The organism is Enterobacter sp. BNK-13 (assembly GCF_048685015.1).
Taxonomy (GTDB): domain Bacteria; phylum Pseudomonadota; class Gammaproteobacteria; order Enterobacterales; family Enterobacteriaceae; genus Enterobacter; species Enterobacter quasiroggenkampii.
The window spans coordinates 863,816-886,042 of the sequence record NZ_JBLQTP010000001.1 but is presented as its reverse complement, the minus strand read 5'-3'; the positions used below and the strand labels follow the sequence as shown (position 1 = coordinate 886,042).

Genomic DNA, 22,227 nt, shown 5'->3' with positions numbered 1-22,227 from the left:
TCCTGCCCTCTCGATTGTCGGGAAGCATGGACAGACTATACGTTGAGTGGTCGTTCCCCACTCAGCGCGAAAAATGAGCTTCTCACCAATCTTCGAGGGTAGCGCTGCTACCCTTTTTTTTCTGGAGTTTATTATGTCAATCGACTGGAACTGGGGCATATTTCTGCAACAAGCCCCGTTCGGCAACACCACCTATCTTGGCTGGCTGTGGAGCGGCTTTCAGGTCACCGTGGCATTATCGATAACGGCGTGGATCATCGCGTTTCTTGTCGGTTCTCTGTTCGGTATTCTGCGCACCGTCCCTAACCGTTTTCTTTCAACGCTTGGCACCCTCTATGTGGAACTGTTCCGTAACGTTCCGCTGATCGTGCAATTCTTTACCTGGTATCTGGTTATCCCGGAACTGCTGCCGGAAAATATTGGCATGTGGTTCAAGTCGGAACTGGATCCGAATGTGCAGTTCTTTGTCTCCTCCATGATGTGTCTGGGGCTGTTTACCGCTGCGCGCGTTTGCGAGCAGGTGCGTGCCGCCATTCAGTCATTACCCCGTGGACAAAAAAATGCGGGTCTGGCGATGGGATTAACCCTGCCACAAACCTACCGCTACGTGCTGCTGCCTAACGCCTACCGCGTCATCGTTCCACCGATGACCTCCGAGATGATGAACCTGGTGAAAAACTCGGCCATCGCCTCAACCATCGGCCTGGTCGATATGGCTGCACAGGCGGGCAAGCTGCTGGATTACTCCGCTCACGCGTGGGAATCCTTTACCGCGATCACGCTCGCTTATGTTCTGATTAACGCTTTCATCATGCTGGTGATGAACCTGGTTGAACGCAAAATTCGCCTGCCGGGCAACATGGGGGGCAAATAATGTACGAATTTGACTGGAGTTCTATCGTTCCATCCATGCCTTATCTGCTTGATGGACTGATGATTACCTTAAAAATCACCGTCATTGCCATCATCGTCGGTATCGTCTGGGGCACCCTGCTGGCCGTCATGCGCCTGTCGAGCTTTAAGCCGCTCGCCTGGTTCGCGACCGCCTACGTTAACGTGTTCCGCTCCATCCCGCTGGTAATGGTGCTGCTGTGGTTTTACCTGATCGTGCCCGGCTTCCTGCAAAACGTACTGGGGCTGTCGCCGAAAACCGATATCCGTCTGATCTCGGCGATGGTGGCGTTCTCGATGTTTGAGGCCGCTTACTACTCGGAGATTATCCGTGCGGGCATTCAGAGTATCTCCCGCGGGCAATCCAGCGCCGCGCTGGCGCTGGGGATGACGCACTGGCAGTCCATGCAGCTCATTATTCTGCCGCAGGCGTTTCGCGCCATGGTTCCGCTCCTGCTGACCCAGGGTATCGTGCTGTTCCAGGATACCTCTCTGGTCTACGTGCTGAGCCTGGCAGACTTCTTCCGTACCGCGTCAACCATCGGTGAGCGTGATGGTACGCAGGTTGAGATGGTGCTCTTTGCGGGTGCGGTCTATTTTGTGATTAGTTTAAGCGCGTCGCTGTTGGTCAGCTGGCTGAAGAAAAGGACGGTACAATGATTTCCCTGAAAAATGTTTCTAAATGGTATGGGCACTTTCAGGTGCTGACCGACTGCTCCACCGAAGTGAAAAAAGGCGACGTGGTAGTGGTGTGCGGACCGTCCGGTTCCGGTAAATCGACGCTGATCAAAACCGTCAATGGTCTGGAGCCGGTCCAGCAGGGCGAGATCGTCGTCAACGGTACTAAAGTCAACGACAAGAAAACCAATCTTGCCCAGCTTCGTTCTCACGTTGGCATGGTGTTCCAGCATTTTGAGCTGTTCCCTCACCTCTCCATTATTGAGAACCTGACCCTGGCCCAGGTGAAAGTGCTCAAGCGTGATAAAAAAGCGTCGCGCGAGAAAGGCCTGAAGCTCCTGGAACGCGTTGGCCTCTCTGCGCATGCCGATAAGTTCCCGGCGCAGCTTTCCGGCGGCCAACAGCAGCGTGTGGCGATCGCCCGCGCGCTGTGTATGGATCCGGTTGCCATGCTGTTTGATGAGCCAACGTCGGCGCTCGATCCGGAGATGATCAACGAAGTGCTGGACGTGATGGTCGAACTGGCGCACGAAGGGATGACCATGATGGTGGTGACCCACGAAATGGGCTTCGCCCGTAAGGTGGCCAACCGCGTAATCTTTATGGACGAAGGGAAAATTGTCGAAGATTCCCCGAAAGAGGAGTTCTTCGCCAACCCGAAATCCGAACGTGCGAAAGATTTCCTCGCCAAAATCCTGCACTAATCTTCTCGGTGCGCAATCTGCGGATTGCGCACTGCTTCACGCTTTAGCTCTCTTTATCTATTCGGCGTCACATTGCAGCGTTAACCTTGTCACAAAATAACGCTATGAATGGAGAACGCTATGGCACAACCCATCATTTTCGATTGCGATCCGGGTCATGATGACGCGATCGCGCTCGTTCTTGCACTTGCCTCCCCAGAACTCGACGTCAAAGCCGTCACCTCTTCCGCCGGAAACCAGACGCCGGATAAAACCCTGCGTAACGTTTTGCGCATGCTGACGCTGCTCGGGCGCACCGATATTCCCGTCGCCGGTGGCGCCCTCAAGCCCCTGATGCGTGAATTAATTATCGCGGATAACGTGCATGGTGAAAGCGGTCTGGACGGTCCGGCGCTGCCTGAACCGGGCTTCACGCCGCAAAACTGCACCGCCGTGGAGCTGATGGCGAAGGTGCTGCGCGAGAGCGCGGAACCCGTGACGCTGGTGGCTACCGGGCCGCAAACCAACGTCGCGCTGCTGCTGAACAGCCACCCTGAACTGCACAGCAAAATCGCCCGTATCGTCATCATGGGCGGGGCCATGGGTCTGGGAAACTGGACGCCGTCCGCAGAATTCAACATTTTTGTCGACCCGGAAGCGGCGGAGATCGTCTTCCAGTCCGGTTTGCCCGTCGTGATGGCGGGGCTGGACGTGACCCATCGCGCGCAGATTATGGCTGACGACATTGAGCGCTTCCGTGCCGTGGGTAATCCGGTCGCGACAACCGTGGCTGAGCTGCTCGACTTCTTTATGGAGTATCACAAAGCCGAGAAATGGGGATTCCACGGCGCGCCGCTGCACGATCCATGCACCATTGCCTGGCTATTAAAGCCGGAGATGTTTACCACCGTCCACAGGTGGGTTGGCGTCGAAACTCAGGGGAAATACACCCAGGGGATGACGGTGGTGGACTACTACTCGCTGACGGGAAATAAGCCGAATACCACGGTGATGGTGGATATTGACCGTGAGGCGTTTGTGGATTTGCTGGCGGAGAGGCTGGCTTACTATAGTGCGTAGTGCGGCCTGATGCCCTCACCCCGGCCCTCTCCCACGGGGAGAGGGCGCAAAGCTGCGCTTTTACCTAGGGCTCAAACGGACGACGCTGGAACTGATCGTGGCCGCATTTCGGACACAGCGACAAGACCTCCGGCGTATACACCGCAATATGATGGTGGCAATTCTCGCACACCAGATTTCCCAGCCCGACCACCTCACCGCTGTGGTACACACCGTGGTGGTTCAAATCCTGAAAGACTTCACGCCACTCCAGCTGCGTTTTATCCGTGATATCGGCCAGCTCCTGCCACAGGCTCTCTTTGATCACCCGCATGAAAACGCTGTCCGTGACCTCCTCCTGGCTCTCCTGGTAGCTGCGCGCGAACTCTTCCAGATCGCGACGCACGGCACGCGTCACCTCTTCCACTTCGGTTCGCGTTAACTCACCCGTTTGCGACACGCGGGCACGCGCCTGCTCCACCAGCGCATCGATATCGCGCTCGCCGTTACGCAGCCGTTCCGTCAGTGTCGCCACCAGTTCGCGGTAAAATTGAGCAACCTTGTTCATCATTTTGCCTCCCGGGTAAGTAACTATTTCTAATAATAGACCTTATTTCATCGCCGCTTTGTCAGGTGAAGCACAGACCCGGTAAATTCCTGCAAAGCGCATTTGTGCGAAAGGCTGTTTTGACGCGGGCGTTTGGGCTATGCTATGCGGATCTGAATTACCACATCCATTGGCTACATTTGTAGCTGTATTGAAAACAGGACCACTGGCTGCCATGCAAGAGCAATACCGCCCGGAAGAGATAGAATCAAAAGTCCAGCAACACTGGGACGAGAAGCGCACCTTTGAAGTAACCGAAGACGAGAGCAAAGAGAAGTATTACTGCCTGTCGATGCTTCCCTATCCTTCTGGTCGACTACACATGGGCCACGTGCGTAACTACACCATCGGTGATGTGATTGCGCGTTACCAGCGCATGCTGGGTAAAAACGTTCTGCAACCCATCGGTTGGGATGCGTTCGGTCTGCCTGCGGAAGGCGCGGCGGTAAAAAATAATACGGCGCCGGCACCGTGGACGTATGACAACATCGCGTACATGAAAAACCAGCTCAAAATGCTGGGCTTCGGCTATGACTGGAGCCGCGAGCTGGCAACCTGTACCCCGGAATACTACCGCTGGGAACAGAAGTTCTTCACCGAGCTGTACAAAAAAGGCCTGGTGTACAAGAAGACCTCTGCCGTTAACTGGTGCCCGAATGACCAGACCGTTCTCGCGAACGAACAGGTTATCGATGGCTGCTGCTGGCGCTGTGACACCAAAGTAGAGCGTAAAGAGATCCCGCAGTGGTTTATCAAAATCACCGCTTATGCTGATGAGCTGCTGAACGATCTGGATAATCTGGACCACTGGCCAGATACCGTTAAGACCATGCAGCGCAACTGGATCGGCCGTTCCGAAGGCGTGGAAATCACCTTCAACGTTGAGAACTACGACCAGACTCTGACCGTCTACACCACCCGTCCGGACACCTTCATGGGCGCGACCTACCTGGCCGTGGCCGCAGGTCACCCGCTGGCGCAGAAAGCGGCAGAAAACAATCCGGAACTGGCTACCTTCATCGACGAATGCCGCAACACCAAAGTGGCCGAAGCCGATATGGCAACGATGGAGAAAAAAGGCGTTGATACCGGCTTTAAAGCCATTCACCCGCTGACGGGCGAAGCGATCCCTGTCTGGGCCGCCAACTTTGTACTGATGGAATACGGCACGGGCGCCGTGATGGCCGTTCCGGGTCACGACCAGCGCGACTACGAATTTGCCACCAAATATGGCCTGACCATCAAGCCAGTTATCCTGGCGGCTGACGGTTCTGAACCAGACCTGTCCGAACACGCGCTGACCGAAAAAGGGACCTTGTTCAACTCCGGCGAGTTCAGCGGTCTGAGCTTCGAAGAGGGCTTCAACGCCATCGCCGACAAGCTGGCCTCCCTTGGCGTGGGCGAGCGTAAAGTTAACTTCCGTCTGCGCGACTGGGGTGTTTCCCGTCAGCGTTACTGGGGTGCGCCAATTCCAATGGTGACGCTGGAAGATGGCACCGTGATGCCAACGCCAGAAGATCAGCTGCCGGTGATCCTGCCGGAAGACGTCGTCATGGACGGCATCACCAGCCCGATCAAAGCCGATCCTGAGTGGGCTAAAACCACCGTCAACGGCCAGCCTGCGCTGCGCGAAACCGACACCTTTGACACCTTTATGGAGTCATCCTGGTACTATGCTCGCTACACCTGCCCGCAGTATCAGGATGGCATGCTGGATTCCAACGCGGCGAACTACTGGCTGCCGGTAGATATCTACATCGGTGGTATCGAACACGCCATCATGCACCTGCTCTACTTCCGCTTCTTCCACAAGCTGATGCGCGATGCGGGCATGGTGAACTCTGACGAACCTGCAAAACAGCTGCTGTGCCAGGGCATGGTGCTGGCGGATGCCTTCTATTACGTCGGTGCAAACGGCGAGCGTAACTGGGTGTCTCCGGTTGACGCGATCGTTGAACGCGACGAGAAGGGCCGTATTGTGAAGGCCAAAGACGCCGAAGGTCATGAGCTGGTCTACACCGGCATGAGCAAGATGTCTAAGTCGAAAAACAACGGTATCGACCCGCAGGTGATGGTTGAGCGTTACGGTGCGGATACCGTGCGTCTGTTCATGATGTTTGCTTCTCCGGCGGACATGACGCTGGAGTGGCAGGAGTCTGGCGTAGAAGGCGCAAACCGCTTCCTGAAACGCGTCTGGAAGCTGGTTTACGAGCACACCTCACTGGGCAATGCCCCGGCGCTGAACACCGCCGCACTGACTGAAGATCAGCAGGCGCTGCGTCGTGATGTTCATAAAACGATTGCGAAAGTGACCGATGATATTGGTCGTCGTCAGACCTTCAATACCGCAATTGCGGCTATTATGGAACTGATGAACAAGCTGGCGAAAGCCCCGCAGGACGGCGAGCAGGATCGTGCCTTAATGCGTGAAGCACTGCTGGCCGTCGTTCGCATGCTGAACCCGTTCACGCCGCACGTTAGCTTTACCCTGTGGCAGGAGCTGAAAGGCGGAGGCGATATCGACAACGCGCCGTGGCCGCAGGCTGACGAAGCCGCGATGGTGGAAAACACCACGCTGGTCGTGGTCCAGGTGAACGGCAAAGTCCGCGGTAAAATTACCGTGGCGGTCGATGCAACCGAAGAACAGGTTCGCGAGCGCGCGGGCCAGGAACCACTGGTCGCTAAATATCTTGAGGGCGTTACCGTACGTAAAGTGATCTACGTACCGGGTAAACTGCTGAATCTGGTCGTTGGCTAAGCGCGGGAGGAAACGTGCGACAACTGGCAACAATACTCTTATCTCTGGCGGTGCTTGTCACCGCTGGCTGTGGCTGGCACCTGCGCAATACCACGGCGGTGCCTGCTCAGATGAAAACCATGATCTTTGATTCCGGGGATCCGAATGGTCCACTCAGCCGGGCAATTCGCAATCAGCTGCGCCTCAACGGCGTTGAGCTTGTTGAGAAACAGACGCTGCGTCAGGATGTACCGTCTCTGCGTGTGACAGGAAGTGGTCTGTCGAGAGATACCGCGTCTATCTTCCAGGATGGCCGTACCGCAGAGTATCAAATGGTGTTGACGGTCAACGCGGCAGTTCTGATCCCGGGTAAAGACATCTATCCGATCAGCACGAAAGTGTACCGTTCGTTCTTCGATAACCCGCAGACGGCGCTGGCAAAAGATGCCGAACAGCAGATTATCATCAACGAAATGTACGACAAGGCGGCGGAACAGCTGATCCGTAAACTGCCAAGTATTGCAGCGTCAACCAAACAAGGATCTGACATTGTTGATAAACCGGTTGATGGCACGCTTCCTGCTGCTAACTCTCTGGGTAAATGATGATCAGGCTGTATCCTGAACAACTCCGCGCGCAGCTCAATGAAGGGCTGCGCGCGGCGTATCTGCTTCTTGGAAACGATCCGTTATTGCTTCAGGAAAGCCTGGATGCCGTGCGGCATGCCGCCGCCACGCAGGGTTTTGATGAACATCACACCGTCCAGTTGGATAACAACACCGACTGGAACGCCCTCTTCTCGCGCTGTCAGGCGATGAGCCTGTTCGCATCGCGCCAGACAATTCAGATCCTGCTGCCGGAGAACGGCCCTAACGCGGCGATAAACGAGCAGCTCGCAACGCTGGTCAGCCTCTTACACAGCGATCTGCTCCTTATTGTGCGTGGCAACAAGCTGACCAAAGCGCAGGAAAACGCGGCCTGGTTTACCCAACTCGCGACCCACGCGGTGCTGGTCACCTGTCAGACGCCTGAGCAGGCACATCTGCCTAAATGGGTCGCCGCGAGAGCGAAACAGCACAACCTTCAGCTGGATGACGCGGCGAATCAGTTGCTCTGCTACTGCTATGAAGGTAACCTGCTGGCCCTGGCGCAGGCGCTTGACAGACTCTCCCTGCTCTGGCCAGACGGCAAGCTAACCTTGCCGCGCGTCGAGCAGGCCGTTAACGACGCGGCGCACTTCACGCCGTTCCACTGGGTGGACGCGCTGCTGTCCGCAAAAAGTAAACGCGCCCTGCATATTCTGCAGCAGCTGCGCCTCGAAGGCAGCGAACCGGTTATTCTGCTGCGAACCCTGCAGCGCGAATTACTGCTGCTGATTACGCTCAAGCGTCAGTCTGCCCATACGCCTTTGCGTTCGCTGTTTGATAAACACCGGGTGTGGCAAAATCGCCGGGCTTTGACCACCGAGGCCATCAACCGCCTGAGTCATGAACAGCTTCGCCAGGCGGTACAGCTTCTGATGCGCGCTGAGCTTACGCTCAAGCAAGATTACGGCCAGTCGGTCTGGGCGGAGCTGGAAAGCCTTTCTCTGCTGCTCTGCCACAAGGCGCTGGCAGACGTTTTTATTGATGGATAGTATGCATTCTTTACAGGCCCTGTATGGCGGCACCTTCGACCCGGTACACTACGGGCATCTGAAGCCGGTTGAAATTCTGGCGAATCTGATCGGCCTTCAGCGCGTTACCATCATGCCCAATAATGTCCCGCCCCACCGTCCACAGCCCGAGGCGACCAGCGAGCAGCGAAAAGAGATGCTTGCCCTGGCCATCGCAGATAAGCCACTCTTCCGGCTTGACGAGCGTGAGTTGCGTCGCGACACACCCTCATGGACCTCGCAGACGCTTCAGGAGTGGCGCGCAGAACAGGGGCCAGACCAGCCGCTGGCTTTTATCATCGGTCAGGATTCCCTGCTGAACTTCCCCACATGGCATAAATATGAAACCATTCTGGAGAACAGCCATCTTCTCGTCTGCCGCCGTCCTGGCTATCCGCTGACCATGCGCGAAGCACAGTACCAGCAGTGGCTGGAAGATCATCTCACCGCCAATGTTGAAGATCTCCACAATCAGCCTGCCGGGAAGATTTATCTGGCGGAAACGCCGTGGTTCGATATCTCTGCGACCCTCATTCGCGAGCGTTTACAGCAGGGTTTAGCATGTGACGATCTGCTCCCCGCACCGGTGCTGGCCTATATCCATACGCACGGTTTGTATCAGAAAAGCGCAGATGAATAGCGGGAAGGCATAAAAAGCGGCTTATTGTTTATCCTGCCTTGACAGGGTAAGCCATACTGTTATTCTCCGCTGCCAGACTTTCCCGCCAGCCATTGCTTTACAGAAATTGTTTTACAAAAATGGCGATGCAATCTCAGGCGGAGGGTGGGATGATACCCGCCTTCAAAAGCCCGGCCGGAGACATTTGTCCCGACACAGGCATGAGTTCAGGTATACTGCCTGGCTACGAATTCAAAGTTTTACAATCTCATTCACCCCAGGGGGAAAACTTGCAGGGTAAAGCACTCCAGGATTTTGTTATTGACAAAATTGATGACCTGAAAGGTCAGGACATCATCGCGATTGACGTGAAGGGTAAATCCAGTATTACCGACTGCATGATTATCTGCACCGGTACGTCCACGCGTCATGTTGTTTCGATTGCCGATCACGTGGTTCAGGAATCGCGTGCAGCAGGGCTGTTACCGCTGGGTGTTGAAGGCGAAGCGACGGCTGACTGGGTGGTTGTCGATCTCGGCGATGTGATTGTCCACGTCATGCAGGACGAGAGCCGTCGCCTGTATGAACTGGAAAAACTCTGGGGTTAATGCGTGAAGTTGCAGCTGGTCGCCGTCGGCACCAAAATGCCGGACTGGGTACAAACCGGTTTTACTGAATATCTGCGTCGTTTTCCAAAAGACATGCCGTTCGAACTGGTGGAAATCCCCGCCGGTAAGCGCGGCAAGAATGCCGATATCAAACGTATTATCGATAAAGAGGGCGAACTGATGCTGGCTGCCGCAAGCAAGAACCGCATCGTCACCCTCGATATTCCAGGAAAACCCTGGGATACGCCGCAGCTGGCGCACGAACTGGAGCGCTGGAAGCAGGACGGTCGTGACGTCAGTCTGTTGATTGGCGGCCCCGAAGGGTTGTCCCCTGCCTGCAAAGCGGCAGCAGAACAAAGTTGGTCCCTCTCCGCGCTGACGCTTCCCCACCCGCTCGTTCGGGTACTGGTGGCAGAAAGCCTGTATCGCGCGTGGAGCATTACTACCAACCACCCCTATCACCGCGAGTAATGACTGACCAGGGTAGATTAAGCAGCGGATGAAACTACAGAATTCTTTTCGCGACTATACGGCTGAGTCCGCGCTGTTTGTGCGCCGGGCGCTGGTCGCCTTCACCGGGATTTTGCTGCTTACCGGCGTGCTGATCGCCAACCTTTATAATCTGCAAATTGTCCGCTTTACCGATTACCAGACGCGTTCCAACGAAAACCGTATCAAGCTGGTACCTATCGCACCCAGCCGCGGCATTATTTACGATCGTAACGGCACCCCGCTGGCGTTAAACCGCACCATCTATCAAATCGAGATGATGCCGGAAAAAGTCGATAATGTTCAGGATACGCTGGAAGCGCTGAAAAGCGTTGTTGACCTTAACGACGACGATATCGCCGCCTTTAAAAAAGAACGCGCCCGCTCACACCGATTCACCTCCATTCCGGTTAAAACCAACCTGACGGAAGTCCAGGTGGCCCGCTTTGCGGTGAACCAGTACCGTTTCCCTGGCGTGGAAGTAAAAGGTTACAAGCGTCGCTACTACCCCTACGGCTCCGCGCTGACGCATGTGATTGGCTACGTCTCCAAGATTAACGACAAAGACGTCGACCGCCTCGATAAAGACGGCAAGCTGGCGAACTACGCCGCAACGCATGATATCGGTAAGCTGGGCATTGAACGCTACTACGAAGATGTCCTGCACGGGCAAACCGGCTATGAAGAGGTTGAGGTTAATAACCGTGGCCGCGTGATTCGCCAGCTTAAAGAGGTACCGCCGCAGGCGGGGCATGACGTCTATCTGACTCTCGACCTTAAGCTGCAGCAGTATATTGAAACCCTGCTAGCGGGCAGTCGTGCAGCCGTTGTGGTCACAGATCCTCGAACCGGCGGCATCCTGGCGATGGTGTCAATGCCAAGCTATGACCCGAACCTGTTTGTTGACGGCATTTCCAGTAAAGACTACTCCGGTCTGCTGAATGACCCCAACACGCCGCTGGTGAACCGCGCGACGCAAGGGGTTTACCCACCGGCATCAACGGTTAAACCGTACGTGGCGGTCTCTGCACTGAGTGCTGGCGTCATCAACCGCAATACCAGCCTGTTTGACCCGGGCTGGTGGCAGCTGCCGGGTTCGGATAAGCGCTATCGCGACTGGAAAAAATGGGGCCACGGTCATCTGAACGTCACCAAATCGCTGGAGGAGTCTGCGGATACCTTCTTCTATCAGGTGGCCTATGACATGGGGATCGACCGCCTGTCAGAGTGGATGAGCAAATTCGGCTACGGACACTACACCGGCGTTGACCTTGCGGAAGAACGCTCCGGCAACATGCCGACGCGCGAATGGAAGCTGAAGCGCTTTAAAAAGCCGTGGTATCAGGGCGATACCATTCCGGTGGGTATCGGTCAGGGCTACTGGACGGCAACGCCGCTTCAGATGAACAAAGCCATGATGATCCTCATCAATGACGGCGTGGTGAAAGTGCCGCATCTGCTGCAGAGTACGGTTGAAGACGGCAAAAAAGTGCCGTGGAACCAGCCGCACGAAGCCCCGGTGGGTGACATTCATTCCGGCTTCTGGGAAATCGCGAAAGACGGTATGTACGGCGTGGCAAACCGCCCGAACGGTACCGCACACAAGTATTTCGCCGGGACGCCGTACAAAGTGGCGGCGAAGTCCGGTACTGCGCAGGTATTTGGCCTAAAAGCCAACGAAACCTATAACGCGCACCGCATTGCCGAACGTCTGCGTGACCATAAGCTGATGACGGCGTTTGCCCCTTATGACAACCCGCAGGTCGCGGTGGCAATGATTCTGGAGAACGGCGGTGCCGGGCCTGCAGTAGGGACCATCATGCGCCAGATCCTTGACCACATCATGCTGGGTGATAACAACACCGAACTGCCGGCTGAAAACCCGGCCGCCGCTGCGGCGGAGGACCAATAATCATGACGGATAATCCAAATAAAAAATCGCTGTGGGACAAAATCCACATCGACCCAGCCATGCTGCTGATCCTGCTGGCTCTGCTGGTTTACAGTGCGCTGGTTATCTGGAGCGCCAGCGGCCAGGACATCGGGATGATGGAGCGCAAAATCGGCCAGATCGCCATGGGCCTGATCATTATGGTGGTGATGGCGCAGATCCCGCCGCGCGTTTACGAAGGCTGGGCGCCCTATCTCTACATCTTCTGTATTATTTTGCTGGTTGCGGTCGATGCGTTTGGTGCCATTTCAAAAGGGGCGCAGCGCTGGCTGGATTTGGGTATTGTCCGCTTCCAGCCCTCGGAGATTGCCAAAATCGCCGTGCCACTGATGGTGGCACGCTTTATCAACCGCGACGTCTGTCCGCCGTCTCTGAAGAATACCGCCATCGCGCTGGTGCTGATTTTCCTGCCAACGCTGCTGGTTGCGGCACAGCCTGACCTTGGCACCTCAATCCTTATCGCGCTCTCCGGTCTGTTTGTCCTCTTCCTGTCGGGCCTGAGCTGGCGCCTGATTGGTATCGCGGTGGTGCTGATAGCGGCGTTCATCCCTATTCTCTGGTTCTTCCTGATGCACGATTACCAGCGCCAGCGCGTCATGATGCTGCTCGATCCGGAAACCGATCCGCTGGGCGCGGGCTATCATATTATTCAGTCCAAGATTGCGATTGGCTCCGGCGGCCTGCGCGGGAAAGGCTGGCTGCACGGTACGCAGTCGCAGCTGGAATTTTTACCGGAACGCCACACCGACTTTATCTTTGCCGTACTGGCGGAAGAGCTGGGGCTGGTGGGTATCTTAATACTCCTGGCGCTATACGTTCTGCTGATCATGCGGGGATTGTGGATTGCAGCACGCGCGCAAACGACCTTTGGTCGCGTCATGGCTGGCGGGTTGATGCTGATTTTATTCGTTTATGTCTTCGTAAATATTGGTATGGTGAGTGGTATTCTGCCGGTGGTAGGCGTACCGCTGCCGCTGGTGAGTTACGGGGGCTCGGCACTGATCGTGTTGATGGCCGGGTTTGGTATCGTGATGTCGATCCATACCCACAGAAAAATGTTGTCAAAAAGCGTATAAAAATAAGGGGATCGGAATGCGTAAGCAGTGGCTGGGGATCTGCATTGCGGCAAGTTTACTTGCGGCCTGCACAAGTGATGATGGTCAGCAACAGGCAACCGTCGCGCCGCCGCAGCCTGCGGTGTGTAATGGCCCAATCGTTGAAATCAGCGGTGCCGATCCCGTTTATGAACCGCTGAATGCCAGTGCCAATCAGGATTACGAGCGCGACGGCAAAAGCTATAAAATTGTTCAGGATCCTTCCCGTTTCAGTCAGGCGGGCTTTGCCGCCATTTACGATGCCGAGCCAGGCAGTAACCTGACGGCCTCCGGGGAGACGTTCGACCCGATGCAGCTGACGGCGGCACACCCAACGCTGCCGATCCCGAGCTACGCCCGCATCACCAACCTGGCAAACGGCCGTATGATTGTCGTGCGTATCAACGACCGCGGCCCGTACGGAAATGACCGGGTGATCTCCCTGTCTCGCGCGTCAGCCGATCGTCTGAATACCTCAAACAACACCAAAGTCCGTATTGACCCGATTATCGTGGCACAGGATGGTTCGCTGTCCGGGCCAGGTACCGCGTGTACGACGGTGGCGAAACAGACCTATGCCCTGCCCGACCGCCCAAATCTTGACGGCGGAATGGGCAGCGTCTCTTCTCCGGCCGAGCCTGCTCAGCCGGGGGAGAAATACGCCCAATCAGCAATGACACGCTGCAAAGCGACGATTCAACGGGCGCACCGGTAAAGAGTAGCGGCTTTCTTGGCGCACCGACGACCTTAGCCTCGGGCGTGCTGGAAGGCAGTGAGCCTACCCCAGCCCCCGCTCCCGTTGCTACGCCAGCGACCCAGTCGGCTCCCGTAACGGCGCCCGCGGCCACGCAAAGTGCAGCGGTGACGGCTCCAACAGCGGCCAGCGGCAGCTATGTGGTTCAGGTCGGCGCAGTGAGCGATCAGGCCCGGGCCAAACAGTATCAACAGCGTCTGAGCCAGCAGTTTGGCGTACCAGGACGCGTTGAGCAGAACGGTGCGGTCTGGCGCATTCAGATGGGGCCGTTTGCCAGCAAATCGCAGGCAGCCTCCCTGCAGCAGCGTCTGCAGAATGAAGCTCAGCTTCAGTCATTTATCGCTGTTGCGAAATAATTAACCGGCGGTATCCGAATTGTCAGTTTGTGTAAAACACATTCACAAACTCATGCTTAAAGTCGGATGCCTGCCTGAATAGCATTTGCTATAGTAAGGCACTTTTTTTAATTCCATCACGGATGTCGTAGTTCTGACCATGAAGACCACTTTTTCTGCTCGTTTTGTGCAGCGCATGGCGCTGACCACGGCCCTTTGCGCGGCTGCGCTCTCTGCAGCTCACGCCGATGACCTGAATATCAAGACCATGATCCCTGGCGTTCCGCAAATCGACGCGGAATCCTACATCCTGATCGATTACAACTCTGGCAAAGTGCTGGCAGAACAGAATGCCGATGCCCGCCGTGACCCGGCCAGCCTGACCAAAATGATGACCAGCTACGTTATCGGCCAGGCGATGAAGGCAGGTAAATTCAAAGAAACGGATCTGGTCACCATCGGTAACGATGCGTGGGCGACCGGGAACCCGGTCTTTAAAGGTTCCTCTCTGATGTTCCTGAAACCGGGTATGCAGGTTCCTGTTTCCCAGCTGATTCGCGGTATCAACCTGCAGTCGGGTAACGATGCCTGCGTGGCGATGGCCGATTTTGCCGCCGGTAGCCAGGATGCTTTCGTGGGCCTGATGAACAGCTACGTGAACGCGCTGGGTCTGAAAAACAGCCATTTCCAGACCGTACACGGCCTGGACGCAGACGGTCAGTACAGCTCCGCACGTGATATGGCGCTGATTGGTCAGGCGCTGATCCGCGATGTCCCTAATGAGTACTCTATCTATAAAGAGAAAGAGTTCACCTTCAACGGTATCCGTCAGACCAACCGTAACGGCCTGCTGTGGGATAACAGTCTGAACGTTGACGGCATCAAAACCGGTCACACCGACAAAGCGGGCTACAACCTGGTCGCCTCCGCCACTGAAGGCCAGATGCGTCTGATCTCTGCCGTGATGGGGGGTCGCACCTTTAAAGGCCGCGAAACAGAGAGCAAGAAGCTGCTGACCTGGGGCTTCCGTTTCTTCGAAACCGTGAATCCACTGAAAGCAGGCAAAGAGTTTGCGTCTGAACCCGTCTGGTTCGGTGACAACGACCGTGCTTCTCTCGGCGTTGATAAAGACCTGTACCTGACCATTCCGCGCGGTCGTATGAAGGATCTGAAAGCCAGCTACGTACTGAACAGCACCGAACTGCACGCCCCGCTGCAGAAAAACCAGGTTGTGGGTACCATCAACTTCCAGCTGGATGGTAAAACGATCGATCAGCGTCCGCTGGTGGTCCTGCAAGAAATTCCTGAAGGCAATTTCTTCGGCAAAATCATTGATTACATTAAATTGATGTTCCACCACTGGTTTGGTTAAAAATTGAACACTTGAAAGTGTGATTTTGATCCCCATATACTAAGTATCCTGATAACTCCCACCTGACGTGGGAGTTATTATTTTTTGACGTTACGCCGGAGCTGACATGAAAACCAAACTTAACGAACTGCTTGAATTCCCTACCCCATTTACCTACAAAGTAATGGGTCTGGCGAAACCTGAGCTGGTTGATCAGGTGGTTGAAGTGGTACAGCGCCATGCGCCGGGTGACTACTCTCCGTCAGTAAAACCAAGCAGCAAGGGCAACTACCACTCGGTTTCTATTACCATCACTGCGACACACATTGAGCAGGTTGAGACGCTGTACGAAGAGCTCGGCAATATCGAAATCGTTCGTATGGTGCTGTAGTCCCTTTGCGGTTACCCGGTTTGCCGGGTAACCCCTCTCCCCGCTGTGATATACTCCCGCATACCTTTTGTCCCTCGTCTTCGGAGACGCAGTTTTGTATCAGGATAAAATTCTGGTCCGTCACCTCGGGCTGCAACCTTACGAGCCTGTCTCCCAGGCTATGCATGACTTCACCGACTCACGCGATGATACAACCCCCGATGAGATCTGGCTGGTCGAACACCTGCCGGTCTTTACGCAGGGTCAGGCGGGAAAAGCAGAACATTTATTAATGACGGGCGATATCCCGGTTATCCAGAGCGATCGCGGCGGCCAGGTCACGTACCATGGGCCCGGGCAGCAGGTGATGTACGTCCTGCTCAATCTGAAGCGCAGAAAGCTGGGCGTCCGTGAGCTGGTTACCCTACTGGAACAAACCGTCGTCAACACGCTGGCGGAATATAGTATTGATGCGCATCCGCGTGCCGATGCGCCTGGGGTTTACGTTGGGGAAATGAAGATCTGCTCTCTGGGGCTGCGTATTCGTAAAGGCTGCTCATTCCACGGCCTGGCATTGAATATTAATATGGATCTTGCCCCTTTCCAGCGCATAAACCCCTGCGGCTACGCCGGTATGGAAATGACGCAAGTGCGCCAGTGGGTTGAAACCGCTACGCCAGACACTATTCGTCCCGTGCTTTTGAAGAACGTGTTAGCACTACTTAACAATCCCCCGCACGAATATATCCCTGCTTAATATATCCTACAACAGGGCTCGCTAATTTGGCGGGCCACCGTTTATTTACCGTTTTTGCACTTTACAATAATCAACAGATTCTATATTTTCGAAGCGCCCGAATATTACCGCTACATATTATTTAGCCTCCAGCAAGCACGGCAAACACGGCATAAGTAACGTGAGCAATTATCACACAAGTGTTTGCTTTTGATAAACAAGTGAAACAAAACCAACACTTTACGAATCTCTACAAGCATAATAAATAAATTCAACTATCATTCATATTGTGAATGTATACGGAGTGAAAGCGTGGAGTATAATAATTTACCAGCCAAACGACTGAATGAACCTGGTGGCGAAGACAAGCCGCAAATTTTTCGGACTTTACGTAATATTGATCTCAATTTACTGACTATTTTTGAGGCAGTATATGTCCATAAGGGTATCGTTAACGCTGCGAAAATTCTTAATCTCACGCCATCAGCAATTAGCCAGTCCATCCAAAAGCTACGCGCTATATTTCCTGACCCGTTATTTATCCGTAAGGGCCAGGGGGTAACGCCGACGGCCTACGCCACGCATCTCCATGAGTACATCAGCCAGGGGCTGGAGTCGATTCTGGGCGCACTGGATTTAACCGGGAGCTACGATAAGCAGAGAACCATCACCATCGGCTGTTCCCCTTCTGTGGGTGTGCTGGTCATGCCTGCGATCTTCCAGGCCGTGAAAGAGCATGCTCCGCAGCTCCTGCTTCGCAATGTGCCTCTCCATGAACCTGACGTTCAGCTTGCCCAGTTCCAGACGGACCTGATTATTGAAAGCGGCAGCTTCAGCGCCAGAGCGCTGGGGCAAAATGTGCTTTATACGGACAACCTGGTACTGGTTTGCCGGCAGCAGCATCCGGTTCTCAGCGAACCGCTGACCCTCGAAAACCTGCGCAACTACGACCACTCGTCTTTTATGACCGAAGGGCAGTCTAACCATGCCCTTCGTCAGCGTATTGATGAAATTTTCCCGGAACGTCAGATCAGCTTCAGCAGTTACAATATGTTCACCACTGCCTCTCTGATTGGCAGCAGCGATATGCTGTGCGTGATGCCATCACGCCTGTATAACCTGCTCCGGAAGTGCTGGCCGCTGGACAGCATTCCCCTCAGTCAGCTTAATGCGGAATCAGTTGAGATTTCACTGCATTACAACAAGCTGAGTTTGCGCGATCCGGTCCTGGAAAACGTCATCCGCATTATCCGTCAGGCCTTCTGACAGGTTGAGCCAGCATAAGCCCCTGTGACAGGCAGGGCAAAAGGCACAAAACAACAACTATTTTACAAATTGGCGATCTGGCAGGCTGCTTTAACGACCGTTTCAATGATATACTGCCTGTCGTTCGTTCAAAAATAGTTGATAAATACAACATTCCCTTGAATTGAAACGCTTTCCTTCGATATTCGCAACTGGAACACGCACGCTATGAGTAAACCCATTGTGATGGAACGCGGTGTTAAATACCGCGATGCCGATAAAATGGCCCTTATCCCGGTTAAAAACGTGGCTACAGAGCGCGAGGCGCTGTTAAGAAAACCGGAATGGATGAAAATCAAACTTCCGGCCGACTCTTCGCGTATTCAGGGGATCAAAGCGGCGATGCGCAAGAATGGCCTTCACTCCGTTTGTGAAGAAGCCTCTTGTCCGAACCTTGCTGAATGTTTCAATCACGGTACCGCGACGTTTATGATTCTGGGTGCGATCTGTACCCGCCGCTGCCCATTCTGCGATGTTGCTCATGGCCGTCCGGTCGCACCTGATGCTAACGAACCTCAGAAGCTGGCGCAGACTATCGCCGACATGGCGCTGCGCTATGTGGTTATCACGTCCGTTGACCGTGACGATCTACGCGACGGCGGAGCGCAGCACTTCGCTGACTGTATTACGGCCATTCGCGAGAAAAGCCCAAACATCAAAATCGAGACGCTGGTGCCTGACTTCCGCGGCCGTATGGACCGCGCGCTGGATATCCTGACCGCGACGCCACCGGATGTGTTTAACCACAACCTGGAGAACGTGCCGCGTCTCTATCGTCAGGTGCGCCCGGGCGCTGACTATAACTGGTCTCTGAAACTGCTGGAGCGTTTCAAAGAAGCGCATCCGCATATTCCGACCAAGTCAGGCCTGATGGTGGGTCTGGGTGAAACTAACGATGAAATCATCGAGGTGATGCGCGATCTTCGCCGCCACGGTGTGACCATGCTGACCCTGGGCCAGTATCTGCAGCCAAGCCGTCACCACCTGCCTGTACAGCGCTACGTGAGCCCGGACGAGTTTGATGAAATGAAAGCCGAAGCGATGGCGATGGGCTTCACCCACGCAGCCTGCGGCCCATTCGTTCGCTCCTCATACCATGCCGATATGCAGGCTAAAGGCGAAGAAGTTAAATAAAGCTGTAATATTCATTTACAGTAATACAAAAAAACCGGCCTCATGAGCCGGTTTTTTTTCGCATGCCCTCAGGCGTTGCTGTCACTCTTTGTGAGAAAGCTTATCTGCCGGGACGTCATCCTCAGCGCTTTTCTTCGCGGCTGCATCATCGTCGTTCATCGCTTTCTTAAAGCCTTTGATGGCAGCCCCCAGGTCACCACCCAGCGTGCGTAACTTCTTGGTACCAAACAGCAGGACGACCAGTGCGGCAACCACCAGCAGTTTGGTAATACTAATCTCACCCATAGATACCTTCTTTACTTAAAACAGGCTGCATTCAGCGCCAAAACCTGATTGTATTAACGGTCATTTAGCGCGTGCACACAATAGCAATCTGTAACAAGGTGAATCAAGCATTGTTGAAAAAAACATCACAATAATTGCGGTGGCGCAAACCGACGATTGCGAAGAACAGGTAATTGCTGACGTGCAAGCGCAATTCTGTCTATGTTTATCTCCGCCACCAGCAAATCCGGCGCTTCCGCAGCGGCGGCAATCGTCACACCCAGCGGATCGACCACCCTGCTTTGCCCGATGTTTTTCGTGCCGCACTCTCCTGCAGCAACAACATAGCAGGTGGTATCCAGCGCGCGTGCCGCCAGCAGCGTTGCCCAGTGGTGCTCTTTTAACGGTCCTTTGACCCACGCGGCAGGCAATACCAGTACGTCCGCGCCTTGCAGCGCCAGATGGAGCGCCAGCTCCGGAAAACGCAGGTCATAGCACGTCATCAGCCCGATCTTGAATCCGTCAATCTCCAGAAGCGGTGGGATACTGTCTCCGGGGTCAACGCGCCGCGACTCCTGAATGCTGAACGCATCATAGAGATGCAGCTTGGCGTACCGTGCAACAATGGCTCCGCCGCGAATCGCCACCAGCGTATTCACTGCACGGCCCGGCGTGGAGGGAACATGGATCGTTAAGATCGTCGTCATCGTATTGCCCATGCTCTGGGCGAGCAGTTGCTGCAAGAACTCGCCGTCCAGCGGTTGCGCAGACTTCACCGATAAATCCGGGTCGTTATCATCCCTGGCCAGCAGCGCCTCAGGAAGCACCAGCAGCGACGCGCCTTTCTGCCGGGCCTGCATCATCAGGTTGACGCATGTTATCGCGTTCGCCTGCCAGTCTGGCGTGACCGCAAATTGCCCTACCGCAACATACATATTTGTCCCCTCATCATAAACGGCGTTAAACTCGCTTCTCTTACACATCAAATAGCAGGTATTTAGCGTGTTACAACTACTTTTAGCCGTTTTTATTGGTGGGGGGACGGGTAGCGTTGCGCGATGGTTTCTGAGTATGCGGTTTAACCCGCTGCATCAGGCGATTCCCATGGGGACACTGGCTGCAAACCTGATTGGTGCCTTTATCATTGGCATGGGGCTGGCCTGGTTTAACCGAATGACGCACATTGACCCAATGTGGAAAGTCCTGATTACCACCGGATTCTGCGGCGGATTAACCACCTTTTCGACGTTCTCTGCGGAAGTGGTGTTTCTCTTTCAGGAAGGCCGTATCGGCTGGGCGCTGGCGAATATCGCAATTAACATGCTCGGCTCGTTTGCGATGACGGGGATCGCATTTTGGCTCTTTTCCTCCGCAAGCACGCATTAACAGACGGACCGTTAATGTTGGCTTAATTTTTCTCTGTCACTCTGAGTGCAGTACTGAACGAGGGTGACAGAATGAAACAGAGTCTGATGAGCGCAGGCATGGTGTTGTTGAGCGTGCTGATCGTTGCAAGCTTCCTGAAAATGTATCTGCTTGGCTGATTCAAAACGAAAAAAACCCGCTCAGTGAGCGGGTTTTGAAATTCTTGCTGACGCGTCTGAATTACAGAGCGATTACGTTAGCAGCAGAAGGGCCTTTGGCACCGTTAGTGATTTCGAACTCTACACGCTGACCTTCAGCCAGAGTTTTGAAACCATTAGACTGGATTGCAGAGAAGTGTACGAACACGTCTTTGCTGCCATCTTCAGGAGTAATGAAACCGAATCCTTTGGACTCATTAAACCACTTAACGTTACCTTTAATCTTAGACATCAAAATTACCTTTACATTAAAAAACGACACAAATGCTGTGTCGGTTACCAGTACATCAATTGTGAGACCTTTTGTCCAGCGGATCTTTGATAAAAAGTGACTAAAGTCGCGTTAATTTTCACTGGCCGATTTTTATCGTTTGTGAATCAACGCCTGCACGTTTTTTCACCAGACTATGACGTTTTTTCAGTTAAAACTGAAAACGCATCCAGGCGAAGTAAACGTTACCGTTGTTATACGTGCCCGGAATGTAGGTCATCTGGAACGTTGCGGGACCGTAGCCGATAGAAGCCAAAGGCAGCAGCACCGGGATCGGAATGTAGTTCCAGTTGTCACGCGCGGTGACCCCCGCGGTGTAGCCTAACCCAACATGAAAGTTCTCGTCGGCTAGCGGGCGCCAGGTTTTCTCCCAGCCGTAGCCTCCGATCGGCTCCCATTTATTAAAGGAGTCTTTAAAGGCCATCAGATAGATGCCATGCCAGTTTCCCTTTTCATCCCAGCGCGACTGACCAAAACCCGCGCCCCACGGACGCTCGTTGTATTTATCGGTCTTCTCTTTGTCATATGCAAAACGCGCATGCCACGTTATTGCCGGAACATAGAGATCATAATGTTCCGGCGACGTCCAGGTCTGGGAGACATTATCCGTAAAGGTTGAGAACCATCCTTTATCCGTCGCGTTGTCCTCTGCCTGTGCAACAGAAGAAAACGTTAACTGCCCAAAAATAAACAATAAAATTGAGAAAAATGTATTACGTACGATCACAATGCAATTACCATTCTTAGTATTCGAGGCAAAGTTTACCATAAAATAGTTGAATCAAAGCTTAACGGCATCAGCGTTATTCCTAATTATTCGGCCTTTTTCCGGGAATATTCTTAATAAAACCGGACAGTAAGGTCGAATAAGCACATACAGGGTGGGTCTTTAGCCTGTTTCACCTTCTTTATCAGCAACATGCCGCATTATACAAAATATTAACAATCTGTTATCATTGTAAGGACATATTGCGCTATTTCTGACGGTCAAGACCCGCATGGCATAAATGTATGAGCCATGGCAAAAACACGGTTGTTCTGCTCTCTAGTCGTC

23 protein-coding genes and 1 pseudogene are annotated in these 22,227 nt (G+C 54.2%); 19 read left to right on the top strand and 5 right to left on the bottom strand.

Annotation, left to right across the window (positions count from 1 at the left end; all coding sequences use genetic code 11):
- Positions 1 to 133 precede the first annotated feature (133 nt).
- The 4 genes from gltJ (at position 134) to rihA (ending at position 3,332) form a co-directional block, all read left to right on the top strand.
- On the top strand, positions 134 to 874 hold the full coding sequence (gene gltJ / locus ACMGGQ_RS04160; RefSeq protein WP_008501048.1) for a glutamate/aspartate ABC transporter permease GltJ: 741 nt from the start codon (positions 134 to 136) through the stop codon (positions 872 to 874).
- Positions 874 to 1,551, top strand: coding sequence for a glutamate/aspartate ABC transporter permease GltK (gltK, locus tag ACMGGQ_RS04155; RefSeq protein WP_008501047.1), 678 nt, complete (start codon positions 874 to 876; stop codon positions 1,549 to 1,551). The genes gltJ and gltK overlap by 1 nt, the downstream gene beginning before the upstream one ends.
- On the top strand, positions 1,548 to 2,273 hold the full coding sequence (locus ACMGGQ_RS04150) for an amino acid ABC transporter ATP-binding protein (RefSeq protein WP_014883001.1): 726 nt from the start codon (positions 1,548 to 1,550) through the stop codon (positions 2,271 to 2,273). The genes gltK and ACMGGQ_RS04150 overlap by 4 nt, the downstream gene beginning before the upstream one ends.
- A gap of 120 nt (positions 2,274 to 2,393) precedes the next feature.
- Positions 2,394 to 3,332 (top strand): pyrimidine-specific ribonucleoside hydrolase RihA, encoded by a 939-nt coding sequence (gene rihA, locus ACMGGQ_RS04145; RefSeq protein WP_048026958.1) that lies wholly within the window; start codon positions 2,394 to 2,396, stop codon positions 3,330 to 3,332.
- A 64-nt stretch (positions 3,333 to 3,396) separates the two neighbouring features.
- Here the strand turns inward: rihA and ACMGGQ_RS04140 are convergent, their stop codons facing one another.
- Positions 3,397 to 3,879 (bottom strand): zinc ribbon-containing protein, encoded by a 483-nt coding sequence (locus ACMGGQ_RS04140; protein WP_023617134.1) that lies wholly within the window; start codon positions 3,877 to 3,879, stop codon positions 3,397 to 3,399.
- A 214-nt stretch (positions 3,880 to 4,093) separates the two neighbouring features.
- On the opposite strand from ACMGGQ_RS04140, the gene leuS reads away from it, so the two are divergent.
- The 14 genes and pseudogenes from leuS (at position 4,094) to lipA (ending at position 19,055) form a co-directional block, all read left to right on the top strand.
- Entirely contained in the window at positions 4,094 to 6,676 is a 2,583-nt protein-coding gene (gene leuS, locus ACMGGQ_RS04135) for a leucine--tRNA ligase (RefSeq protein WP_420289636.1), read from the top strand.
- A gap of 14 nt (positions 6,677 to 6,690) precedes the next feature.
- The gene (gene lptE / locus ACMGGQ_RS04130) at positions 6,691 to 7,260 is read left to right on the top strand and encodes an LPS assembly lipoprotein LptE (protein WP_008501042.1); all 570 of its coding nucleotides are present in this window, start codon (positions 6,691 to 6,693) and stop codon (positions 7,258 to 7,260) included.
- Positions 7,260 to 8,291 carry a DNA polymerase III subunit delta gene (gene holA, locus ACMGGQ_RS04125; protein WP_420290554.1) on the top strand — a complete coding sequence of 344 codons (1,032 nt, stop codon included), beginning with the start codon at positions 7,260 to 7,262 and terminating at the stop codon, positions 8,289 to 8,291. Before lptE ends, holA begins: the two co-directional genes overlap by 1 nt.
- A complete protein-coding gene (gene nadD, locus ACMGGQ_RS04120; RefSeq protein WP_025912714.1) occupies positions 8,284 to 8,949 on the top strand; it encodes a nicotinate-nucleotide adenylyltransferase in 666 nt (221 codons plus the stop codon). The genes holA and nadD overlap by 8 nt, the downstream gene beginning before the upstream one ends.
- A gap of 269 nt (positions 8,950 to 9,218) precedes the next feature.
- Positions 9,219 to 9,536 carry a ribosome silencing factor gene (gene rsfS, locus ACMGGQ_RS04115; protein ID WP_023334893.1) on the top strand — a complete coding sequence of 106 codons (318 nt, stop codon included), beginning with the start codon at positions 9,219 to 9,221 and terminating at the stop codon, positions 9,534 to 9,536.
- Between the two features lie 3 nt (positions 9,537 to 9,539).
- The gene (gene rlmH / locus ACMGGQ_RS04110; RefSeq protein WP_420289635.1) at positions 9,540 to 10,007 is read left to right on the top strand and encodes a 23S rRNA (pseudouridine(1915)-N(3))-methyltransferase RlmH; all 468 of its coding nucleotides are present in this window, start codon (positions 9,540 to 9,542) and stop codon (positions 10,005 to 10,007) included.
- A gap of 28 nt (positions 10,008 to 10,035) precedes the next feature.
- A complete protein-coding gene (gene mrdA / locus ACMGGQ_RS04105) occupies positions 10,036 to 11,937 on the top strand; it encodes a peptidoglycan DD-transpeptidase MrdA (RefSeq protein ID WP_008501038.1) in 1,902 nt (633 codons plus the stop codon).
- 2 nt (positions 11,938 to 11,939) lie between these two features.
- A complete protein-coding gene (mrdB, locus tag ACMGGQ_RS04100; protein ID WP_008501037.1) occupies positions 11,940 to 13,052 on the top strand; it encodes a peptidoglycan glycosyltransferase MrdB in 1,113 nt (370 codons plus the stop codon).
- A 16-nt stretch (positions 13,053 to 13,068) separates the two neighbouring features.
- A pseudogene (rlpA, locus tag ACMGGQ_RS04095) lies at positions 13,069 to 14,180 on the top strand (endolytic peptidoglycan transglycosylase RlpA).
- Between the two features lie 139 nt (positions 14,181 to 14,319).
- Complete coding sequence (gene dacA, locus ACMGGQ_RS04090; protein ID WP_008501035.1) at positions 14,320 to 15,531, top strand: D-alanyl-D-alanine carboxypeptidase DacA; 1,212 nt, start codon at positions 14,320 to 14,322, stop codon at positions 15,529 to 15,531.
- A gap of 106 nt (positions 15,532 to 15,637) precedes the next feature.
- Positions 15,638 to 15,901 carry a DUF493 family protein YbeD gene (gene ybeD / locus ACMGGQ_RS04085; protein ID WP_003858718.1) on the top strand — a complete coding sequence of 88 codons (264 nt, stop codon included), beginning with the start codon at positions 15,638 to 15,640 and terminating at the stop codon, positions 15,899 to 15,901.
- A gap of 94 nt (positions 15,902 to 15,995) precedes the next feature.
- Entirely contained in the window at positions 15,996 to 16,637 is a 642-nt protein-coding gene (lipB, locus tag ACMGGQ_RS04080; RefSeq protein WP_126534596.1) for a lipoyl(octanoyl) transferase LipB, read from the top strand.
- A 291-nt stretch (positions 16,638 to 16,928) separates the two neighbouring features.
- On the top strand, positions 16,929 to 17,882 hold the full coding sequence (locus ACMGGQ_RS04075; RefSeq protein ID WP_045909593.1) for a YbeF family transcriptional regulator: 954 nt from the start codon (positions 16,929 to 16,931) through the stop codon (positions 17,880 to 17,882).
- Positions 17,883 to 18,089: 207 nt separating this feature from the next.
- Positions 18,090 to 19,055, top strand: a complete 966-nt coding sequence (gene lipA, locus ACMGGQ_RS04070; protein WP_013097595.1) for a lipoyl synthase — start codon at positions 18,090 to 18,092, stop codon at positions 19,053 to 19,055.
- Positions 19,056 to 19,136: 81 nt separating this feature from the next.
- On the opposite strand, the gene tatE is transcribed toward lipA, so the two are convergent.
- Positions 19,137 to 19,340 (bottom strand): twin-arginine translocase subunit TatE, encoded by a 204-nt coding sequence (gene tatE / locus ACMGGQ_RS04065; protein WP_023310742.1) that lies wholly within the window; start codon positions 19,338 to 19,340, stop codon positions 19,137 to 19,139.
- 125 nt (positions 19,341 to 19,465) lie between these two features.
- Positions 19,466 to 20,254, bottom strand: coding sequence for a deaminated glutathione amidase (locus ACMGGQ_RS04060; protein ID WP_045909594.1), 789 nt, complete (start codon positions 20,252 to 20,254; stop codon positions 19,466 to 19,468).
- Positions 20,255 to 20,321: 67 nt separating this feature from the next.
- Between ACMGGQ_RS04060 and crcB the strand changes: the two genes are divergently transcribed.
- The gene (gene crcB, locus ACMGGQ_RS04055; protein ID WP_024907010.1) at positions 20,322 to 20,705 is read left to right on the top strand and encodes a fluoride efflux transporter CrcB; all 384 of its coding nucleotides are present in this window, start codon (positions 20,322 to 20,324) and stop codon (positions 20,703 to 20,705) included.
- Positions 20,706 to 20,924: 219 nt separating this feature from the next.
- Here crcB and cspE read toward each other — a convergent pair whose 3' ends face one another.
- Positions 20,925 to 21,134, bottom strand: coding sequence for a transcription antiterminator/RNA stability regulator CspE (gene cspE / locus ACMGGQ_RS04050; RefSeq protein ID WP_002439184.1), 210 nt, complete (start codon positions 21,132 to 21,134; stop codon positions 20,925 to 20,927).
- A gap of 190 nt (positions 21,135 to 21,324) precedes the next feature.
- A complete protein-coding gene (gene pagP, locus ACMGGQ_RS04045) occupies positions 21,325 to 21,942 on the bottom strand; it encodes a lipid IV(A) palmitoyltransferase PagP (protein ID WP_080474221.1) in 618 nt (205 codons plus the stop codon).
- Positions 21,943 to 22,227: the final 285 nt, after the last annotated feature.